Here is a 1,301-nt window from a genome sequence, read left to right as displayed (position 1 = left end):
GGGGTATATACAGATAAAAATGAAATCCCTTTTGATCCGCGCACTGGAGATCTGATTACTTATTGGAACGGATCGCAGACTGCAAAACCTGGCTCATACAGATGGATAGATCAAAACTTTGACTATGATGTATGGGATCATTTTGATAAAGTAAGGGTTGGTAATCCGAATCCAAGAATTACAGGTGGTTTAAGCAATACCTTTACTTATAAAAATTTCTCTCTTGAAGTTTTTACAACCTTCTTATTAGGCAGAGAGGTGTATAACACTTATATCTCAAGTTTACTTGATCAATATAAACAACTTGGAAGCTTCCCAAACACTGGGCTTATCAATCTGGATAAATTGCCTATATGGCGTAAACCGGGCGATAAGGCTACCTACGCCGACTTAAATCCTTACGGTGATTATTATTATCAGTTTAATAATTTCTCTTCAGCCTATATGGAAGATGGATCTTATGCGAAAATTAAATACATCAATTTAGCTTATAATGTTCCGACCAAGTTGCTGGAAAAATTAAAAATGAAACGCTTGCAGGTTTATACCATCATAGATAATGTTTACTCTTTCCAGAAATCAACATTACCGGATGTTGAAGCAGTGAATGAGCTGGGAATATATACAGGAGATAGTTATCCGGTACCTAGAAAATTCACCTTTGGTATTCAGGCATCTTTTTAAGCGGCTTTAAATAAATAATTAATAATTAGAACATAGATCATGATTTTATCAAAATATAGAGCATTAAGTATTTTTCTTTTAGGAGGAATGCTTTGCACAGGACTATTTTCCTGCAAAAAATTATTAGACTTAAAACCTGAAGGTTCGGTATATGAAGGAGTGTATTGGAAAACTCAGGATGATGCAACTTCTGGCTTAATGGGGGCCTATTCCTTATTGCGTAAGTCGCTTACTCTTGGCGGACAAGGTATGTCAAATTTTGTGTTTGGCGATTTTACCGCGGGAGTTTTTACCGAGGGAGGTGATTATGCATTAAATTTCCTTGTTAAAGGAGACCAGTATTATGGAACAGGATTAAATGTTAATGATTTTAGAGGTGATTATCTGGATGATTTCCAAACCTGGACTCCCTTTTATAAAACAATAACACAAGCAAATACCGTAATCGAAAAAGTAGGTAAAATGCCTGATAATGTATTTAAGACACCTGCTGATAAAAGGAAGATTATTGGAGAGGCTTATTTTATTCGTGCCTACACCTATTTTTATATGGTTCGTATATGGGGAGATTTGCCGTTGGTACTTCAGTTTGACCCGGATCCTGTATCGTCTAAGAA

Annotated in this window: 1 protein-coding gene and 1 pseudogene; both read left to right on the top strand. The window is 35.8% G+C overall.

Annotation, left to right across the window (positions count from 1 at the left end; genetic code table 11):
* Positions 1–684: pseudogene (locus tag AC1DG9_RS27175) on the top strand (hypothetical protein); the annotation flags it as partial.
* 39 nt (positions 685–723) lie between these two features.
* Positions 724–1,301, top strand: a 578-nt coding sequence (locus AC1DG9_RS27170) for a RagB/SusD family nutrient uptake outer membrane protein (protein ID WP_477635705.1), incomplete at its 3' end; no start/stop codon positions are given.

The sequence above is a fragment of the Pedobacter sp. 05L430 genome (assembly GCF_056397585.1).
Note: the sequence above shows the minus strand (reverse complement) of the source record. Positions and strands in the feature narration are given on the sequence as shown.